At 65.4% G+C, this 7,811-nt stretch carries 4 protein-coding genes; all 4 read left to right on the top strand.

The features are described from left to right. Nucleotides 1-193: 193 nt before the first annotated feature. The 4 genes from gpt (at nt 194) to ccoN (ending at nt 7,805) form a co-directional block, all read left to right on the top strand. Nucleotides 194-691: a xanthine phosphoribosyltransferase gene (gene gpt, locus VQ042_RS19680; RefSeq protein ID WP_331822013.1), complete on the top strand. Its 498-nt coding sequence runs from the start codon at nt 194-196 to the stop codon at nt 689-691. A 626-nt stretch (nt 692-1,317) separates the two neighbouring features. After that, nucleotides 1,318-5,196, top strand: coding sequence for a vitamin B12-dependent ribonucleotide reductase (locus tag VQ042_RS19675; protein ID WP_442880141.1), 3,879 nt, complete (start codon nt 1,318-1,320; stop codon nt 5,194-5,196). Nucleotides 5,197-5,431: 235 nt separating this feature from the next. Next, nucleotides 5,432-5,848, top strand: coding sequence for a hypothetical protein (locus tag VQ042_RS19670; protein WP_331822011.1), 417 nt, complete (start codon nt 5,432-5,434; stop codon nt 5,846-5,848). A gap of 355 nt (nt 5,849-6,203) precedes the next feature. Beyond that, nucleotides 6,204-7,805 (top strand): cytochrome-c oxidase, cbb3-type subunit I, encoded by a 1,602-nt coding sequence (gene ccoN / locus VQ042_RS19665; RefSeq protein WP_442880140.1) that lies wholly within the window; start codon nt 6,204-6,206, stop codon nt 7,803-7,805. Nucleotides 7,806-7,811 lie beyond the last annotated feature (6 nt).

Genomic DNA, 7,811 nt, shown 5'->3' with positions numbered 1-7,811 from the left:
ACCGCCTCGTCGGACACAGCCATTCCCGCAATCTCCCAATCGAATCAATTGGGAACCCACAGATTCAGTACTTGCACCAAATGTCACGCGCCAACTCACCCGATTGCCCTGTCTTGCACGGTGATCCGGCTTGCGTCGGCAGGGCGATTCGATCTATCGCAACCGCTCCCTCCCAGCAGCCCGGAAGCGCCTCATGTCCACGGTCGAAAAATCCTTCCCCGTCTCCTGGGATCAGTTTCACCGCGATGCCCGTGCACTGGCGTGGCGGCTGGCGAGCCAGCGCGATGACTGGCGGGCCATCGTCTGCATCACCCGTGGCGGTCTCGTGCCTGCCGCGATCATCGCCCGCGAGATCGGCACGCGGCTGATCGAGACGGTCTGCATCGCGTCCTACCACGAGTACAGCGAGCAGGGAGAGCTGCGGGTTCTCAAGGAAATCTCGCCCGAGCTCATCAAGGACGAGGGCGAGGGAATCCTCATCGTCGACGACCTGACCGACACCGGCAAGACCGCCGGCCTCGTGCGGACCATGCTGCCGAAGGCGCATTTCGCCACGGTCTATGCCAAGCCCAAGGGGCGACCGCTGGTCGACACCTTCATCACCGAAGTCTCGCAGGACACCTGGATCTTCTTTCCCTGGGATCTGGGCCTCACCTTCCAGGCGCCGATCAGCAAGAGCACGCTCGGCTGACATAGCGCCGCGATCGGGGCCCTCCCCCGTTCGGGCAGTCTTGTCGCAATGCCTCTCGTCTCGGGCTTCGAGTTCGGGGCCGTTCGTCCGTGACAGCCGCATGCCGATTCGCCCGTGACGCCGCCAGCGAATCGCCACAGGCCGTTTCCTGGCTCGGAAGCGTTGCCCGATCGCATCGGTGCCCGGCCAAGTGCGTTGGCAAAGCCGCGCGCAGGGCCGAACTTTTTCCGGTTGTCCCCGCTTTCAACCGCTTCGCGCACTTGCACTTAAGACAGAGACGCCGCGCGGCAGACAGCGCATTGACCACCTTGCCGGACTCGCCCTAGCGTCCGCCCCGGAAGGCGATGCGCGAGCCCGCGAGAGCGCCTCCGCGGACAAGTGTGAACGACTGTCCACAGGCTGGACGGGAATGGTGGATAAGCCCGCCGCATGTCCCCCGCGAGCCGATTTAAGGTTCGCTTAACCACCCGGAATATACTATATCTAGTGTCGCCAGTCGGGCCGCATACCAGATGCACCAGACGGCCACATTCGATGAAGACGCGCTGCACGAAGGGGCTCCCTTGCTGGCCAGCGCGATTCGTTGCGGCAAACACGGAATAGACGAGGATGGCATCGCCATGGGCATGAAGATCGAACGCCGGTACACGAAGGCTGGCGAAAGCGCCTACCATTCGGTCGAATTCCGCAAGGCGACGAGCGAGATCAAGAACCCCGACGGGTCGGTGGTCTTCCGCCTCGCCGGCATCGACGTGCCGGCCCAGTTCAGCCAGGTCGCCAGCGACATCCTGGCGCAGAAATATTTCCGCAAGGCGGGCGTACCCAAGGCCCTGAAGAAGGTCGATGAGAACGATGTTCCCTCCTTCCTGTGGCGCTCGGTCGCCGACGAGGAGGCGCTGGCCAAGCTCCCCGAGAGCGAGCGCACCGGCTCCGAGATGGATGCGCGGCAGGTCTTCGACCGGCTCGCCGGCACGTGGACCTACTGGGGCTGGAAGGGCGGCTATTTCGCCTCCGAGGACGACGCCCTCGCCTTCCGTGACGAACTCGCCTTCATGCTGGCCACCCAGAAGGTCGCACCGAACTCGCCGCAATGGTTCAATACCGGCCTGCACTGGGCCTACGGCATCGATGGTCCCGGCCAGGGCCACTATTATGTCGACTACCGCACCGGCGAACTGACCCGCTCGACCTCGTCCTACGAGCATCCGCAGCCGCATGCCTGCTTCATCCAGTCCGTCGCCGACGATCTGGTCAATGACGGCGGCATCATGGATCTGTGGGTGCGCGAGGCGCGCCTGTTCAAATACGGCTCCGGCACGGGCTCCAACTTCTCCTATCTGCGCGGCGAAGGCGAAACGCTGGCCGGCGGCGGCAAGTCCTCGGGCCTGATGAGCTTCCTGAAGATCGGCGACCGCGCGGCGGGTGCGATCAAGTCGGGCGGTACCACGCGCCGCGCGGCCAAGATGGTCGTCGTCGACATCGACCATCCCGACATCGAGAACTACATCTCCTGGAAGGTCCGCGAGGAAGAGAAGGTCGCGGCGCTGGTGACCGGTTCTAAGACCGTCTCCAGGCACCTCAAGGCCATCCTGTCGGCCTGCGTGAACTGCGAGGGCCCGGACGGGGACTGCTTCGAGCCGATGAAGAACCCTGCCTTGAAGCGTGCCGTCAAGGACGCCAAGCGCGCCCAGGTGCCGGAGAACTACGTCAAGCGCGTCATCCAGTTCGCGCGGCAGGGCTACACGGACATCGAGTTCCCGGTCTACGACACCGACTGGGATTCCGAAGCCTATCTCACCGTGTCCGGCCAGAATTCCAACAATTCGGTCTCGCTGAAGGACGACTTCCTGCGCGCGGTCGAGGATGATGGCGACTGGGACCTGATCCGTCGTACCGACGGCAAGGTCGCCAAGACGCTGAAGGCCCGCGACCTGTGGGACCAGATCGGCTATGCCGCCTGGGCCTCGGCCGATCCGGGCCTGCATTACAACACCACGATGAACGACTGGCACACCTGCCCGGCGGCCGGCCCGATCCGCGCCTCCAATCCGTGCTCGGAATACATGTTCCTCGACGACACGGCCTGCAATCTGGCGTCGCTGAACCTCATCCAGTTCCGCGAGGAAGGCCTGGACGGGCCGGAGGGCATCAAGCGCTTCGACACCGGCGCCTTCGAGCATGCCACCCGGCTGTGGACCATCGTCCTCGAGATCTCGGTGATGATGGCGCAGTTCCCGTCCAAGGAGATCGCGCGGTTGTCCTACGACTACCGCACGCTGGGCCTCGGCTTCGCCAATATCGGCGGCCTGCTGATGACCGCAGGCATCCCCTATGATTCCGACGAAGGTCGGTCGATCTGCGGTGCCATCGCGGCGCTGATGACCGGTGTCGCCTACAAGACTTCGGCCGAGATGGCCGGCCATCTGGGGACCTTCCCCGACTACGAGCGCAATCGCGAGCACATGCTGCGCGTCATGCGCAACCATGGCCGCGCCGCCCATGGCATCGCCAATGGCTATGAGGGCCTGTCGGTCGACCCGGTCCCGCTCGACCACGCCTCGCTCCGCGACAAGCGGCTGTCGGCCCGCGCCAAGACGGCCTGGACCGAAGCCGTCGAACTCGGCTCGGAGAACGGCTATCGCAACGCCCAGGTTTCGGTGATCGCGCCCACCGGCACGATCGGCCTCGTCATGGATTGCGACACCACCGGCATCGAGCCCGACTTCGCCCTGGTGAAGTTCAAGAAGCTCGCCGGCGGCGGCTACTTCAAGATCATCAACCGTGCCGCCCCCGAGGCGCTGCGCTCGCTCGGCTACACCGAGAGCCAGATCGCCGAGATGGAGGCCTATGCGGTCGGCCACGGCAATCTGAACCAGGCGCCGGCGATCAACCCGGGCTCGCTGAGGGCCAAGGGCTTCACCGACGAGCATGTCGCGGCGCTGAATGCCGCGCTCGGCTCGGCCTTCGACATCAAGTTCGTCTTCAACAAATGGACCCTCGGCGAGGCGTTCATGAAGGAGACGCTCGGCGTGTCGGACGAGCAGCTCGCCGACTTCACCTTCGAGCTGCTGCCGTTCCTGGGCTTTTCGCGCAAGGACATCGACGCGGCCAACGTCCATGTCTGTGGCGCGATGACCCTGGAGGGCGCCCCGCATCTCAAGCCCGAGCACCTGGCGGTGTTCGATTGCGCGACGCCCTGCGGGCGCATCGGCAAGCGCTACCTCTCGGTGGACAGCCACATCCGCATGATGGCGGCGGCGCAGCCCTTCATCTCGGGCGCCATCTCCAAGACCATCAACATGCCCAACGACGCCACGGTCGAGGATTGCAACGCGGCCTACATGCTGTCGTGGAAGCTCGCGCTAAAGGCCAACGCCCTCTACCGTGACGGCTCCAAGCTGTCGCAGCCGCTCAACGCCTCGCTGATCGCCGACGAGGACGACGAGGACGAGGACGCCGTCGAGATGGCGACCGCGGCGCTGGCTGCGGCCACGAAGCCGGCCCAGGCCGCCGAGGTGGCCGAGCGCATCGTCGAGCGCATCGTCGAGAAGGTGGTGCGCGACCGCGAGAAGCTGCCGAACCGGCGCAAGGGTTACACCCAGAAGGCCATTGTCGGCGGCCACAAGGTGTATCTGCGCACCGGCGAATACGATGACGGCCGCCTCGGCGAGATCTTCATCGACATGCACAAGGAAGGCGCGGCCTTCCGTGCGATGATGAACAATTTCGCCATCGCCATCTCCCTCGGCCTGCAGTTTGGCGTGCCGCTGGACGAATATGTCGAGGCCTTCACCTTCACCCGCTTCGAGCCGGCCGGCATGGTGCAGGGCAACGAGGCGATCAAGAACGCCACCTCGATCCTCGACTACGTCTTCCGGGAGCTCGCCGTCTCCTATCTGGACCGGCATGATCTCGCCCATGTCCAGCCGGAGGACTTCACCGCCTCGACCATCGGTCGCGGCGTCGAGGGCGACAAGCCGCAGCAGCTGCCGGTCTCGCACGGCATGGTCCGCGGCCAGACGGCACGGTTCCGGCTGATCTCCTCGACCGAGCCCCAGGGCAGCGCCGCCAGTGTGCCGACGGGCAACAAGCCGGTGACCGCGACCGCCCGCACGGCGGCCAACACCGCCGGCGCGTCTCCGGCCCGCAGCCCTGCGCGCCCTGCCACGTCGGCCGCCACGGCGGCGGTCCTGTCGCCGACGGCGCTGGGCTCGCCGGCGACCGCCTTCAAGCGCGACTACGAGCAGGCACCGCTGGCCGATCCGGCCCCGACGACGGACGTCACGCCGGCACAGGGCCTGTTCGATCAGCCCCTGGCCTACGAGGCGAGCGCCAGGGACACGGCCAACGTGGCGACGGCGCCGTCCACCGCCGAACGCCGCACCATCGCACTGATGAAGGGCTATACGGGCGACAGCTGCACCGAATGCGGCAATTACTCGATGGTTCGCAACGGCACCTGCCTGAAATGCGACACCTGCGGCTCGACCAGCGGCTGCAGCTGATCGGTCACGCCCACCACCAAAGTTAATAAAGGCCCCGGGAGCTCGGCTTCCGGGGGCTTTTTCATGCCGCGACCGACTCGCAGCGCCGAGGTCCGGCTGCCTTGGGTCGACGCCCCGTGCCGACACGGCATGTCCGCTTGCCATGCCTTGATCCGGCCAGAACCCACGGCTTGCCTTGCGCCCCGTCCCCCGGCAGGTTGTCGGGGGGTGACGCAGCGGGAGGTGTGTGATGAGGATGGCTCTGTTGATAGGCCTGACGCTGGCGTTCGCCACGCCGCCGGCCGAAGCGCGGACCAAGGCGGCGGCCTGGGTGGTGAAGGAGGAGATCGCCAGCGCCTGCGAGGGCGAGCAAGGCACCATCGATCCAGCCGGCGTGATGGAGCGCGACCTCGATGGCGACGGCAATTCCGATCTCGTCCTCGCCCACGACGCCATCTATTGCAGCAACAGCCAGTTCGGACGCAGCAGCTTCTGCGGAATGCAGGTCTGCTCGGTGAATCTCTACGTCCGTCGGGACGGGCTCCTCAAGAAGGTCGGCGAGGTGCTGGGCGGCGGCGTGACGATCGGCGAGGGACGGATCCCTGCCATTTCCATGCACGCCCATGGCGGCCAGCAGACCTCGGTGAAATGGGACGGCAAGAGTTTCAAGTGAGCGCCGTCACCGCGTGCGGCTGGAATGCGAAGAGCTCGGCTGCGTGACGGCCGAGGTCACCCCGCAGCGTCGCTGACGGTCGCACCGTCTGAAGCCGGAGAGTCGCAGCGGGCTCGTCCCACGGCAACACTCCAGACCTTCGCCGCCACGACCGCGTGTCTGGGCTGCTAAAACGCCGCAGCCACCCACACACACCGCGAAATTCCCCCTTCTCCAACCGCTTGATCGAGGTCAAAGCGCGCCCGTGCTGCGCCTGCGAAACCATCTCATCCCGCAATCGTGATCGCTCGCCGATCCGTCGCTCTGCGGGCGAGAAACCGAGGGGGTTCCGGACGTGAAAAACCAAGTCGAGGCGATGTTCATCGGCGGCGCGGCGCTGGTCGCGCTGCTCGGTGCCGGCTTTGCCCGAGACGCCGACTTCGCAGCCCATGCCTATGTGCTGTTCTTCATCCTGGCGGGTGCGACGGTGGTGCTGCTGCGCCGCGTCGAGTTCGCCGATGCCAAGCAGATTCCGCTGCGCAACAACGGCACCGAATATGCCGACGAGGTCGTGCGCTACGGCGTCATCGCCACGGTGGCCTGGGGCATCGTCGGCTTTCTCGTCGGCGTGATCGCCGCCTCGCAGCTCGCCTGGCCCGACCTCAACATCGAACCCTGGTTCAATTTCGGCCGCGTGCGCCCGCTGCACACCTCGGCCGTGGTCTTCGCCTTCGGCGGCAATGCGCTGATCGCCACGTCCTTCTATGTCGTGCAGCGCACGTGCCGGGCGACGCTGTGGGGCGGCAACCTCGCCTGGTTCGTGTTCTGGGGCTACCAGCTCTTCATCGTCATGGCGGCCACCGGCTATCTGCTCGGCATCACCCAGAGCCGCGAATATGCCGAGCCGGAATGGTATGTCGATCTGTGGCTGACAGTCGTCTGGGTCGCCTATCTGGCGGTGTTCCTCGGCACGCTGATCAAGCGCAAGGAACCCCATATCTACGTCGCCAACTGGTTCTACCTCGCATTCATCGTGACCATCGCGATGCTGCATGTGGTCAACAATCTGGCGATGCCCGTCTCCTTCATGGGCGCCAAGAGCTATTCCGCCTTCTCCGGCGTGCAGGATGCGCTGACCCAGTGGTGGTACGGCCACAACGCCGTCGGCTTCTTCCTCACCGCCGGCTTCCTCGGCATGATGTACTATTTCATCCCGAAGCAGGCGAACCGGCCGGTCTATTCCTACCGCCTGTCGATCATCCATTTCTGGTCGCTGATCTTCCTCTACATCTGGGCCGGACCGCACCACCTGCACTACACCGCCCTGCCCGACTGGGCGCAGACGCTGGGCATGGTCTTCTCGGTGATGCTGTGGATGCCCTCCTGGGGCGGCATGATCAACGGCCTGATGACCCTGCAGGGCGCCTGGGACAAGCTGCGCACCGATCCGATCCTGCGCATGATGGTCATCTCCGTCGCCTTCTACGGCATGTCGACCTTCGAGGGTCCGATGATGTCCATCAAGGCGGTGAACTCGCTGAGCCACTACACCGACTGGACCATCGGCCATGTCCATTCCGGCGCGCTCGGATGGGTCGGCATGATCTCCTTCGGCGCGGTCTACCACCTGGCGCCCAAGCTCTGGCACCGCGAGCGGCTCTACAGCCTGCGCCTGGTCAACTGGCACTTCTGGCTCGCGACGCTCGGCATCGTCGTCTACGCGGCGGTGATGTGGGTCTCGGGCATCATGCAGGGCCTGATGTGGCGCGAATACGGGCCTGACGGCTACCTCGTCTACTCCTTCGCGGAGACCGTGGCGGCCATGTATCCCTACTACGTGCTGCGCATGGTGGGCGGTCTCATGTACCTCGCCGGCGCGCTGATCATGGCCTTCAACGTCTACAAGACCATCCGCGGCGACGTGCGGGCCGAAGTGCCGATGGGCGGTGAAACGCCTGCAGTCCAGATGGCTCGGTAAGGGGCA

The organism is Aurantimonas sp. A2-1-M11 (assembly GCF_036549475.1).
Lineage (GTDB): Bacteria > Pseudomonadota > Alphaproteobacteria > Rhizobiales > Rhizobiaceae > Aurantimonas.
The sequence above is the reverse complement of the archived record's forward strand: the minus strand, read 5'-3'. Positions and strand labels throughout refer to the sequence as shown.

Coding starts and splice junctions, on each gene's coding strand:
- gpt (WP_331822013.1), top strand. CDS start 194: ATGTCCACGGTCGAAAAATCCTTCCCCGTCTCCTGGGATCAGTTTCAC.
- VQ042_RS19675 (WP_442880141.1), top strand. CDS start 1,318: ATGAAGATCGAACGCCGGTACACGAAGGCTGGCGAAAGCGCCTACCAT.
- VQ042_RS19670 (WP_331822011.1), top strand. CDS start 5,432: ATGGCTCTGTTGATAGGCCTGACGCTGGCGTTCGCCACGCCGCCGGCC.
- ccoN (WP_442880140.1), top strand. CDS start 6,204: ATGTTCATCGGCGGCGCGGCGCTGGTCGCGCTGCTCGGTGCCGGCTTT.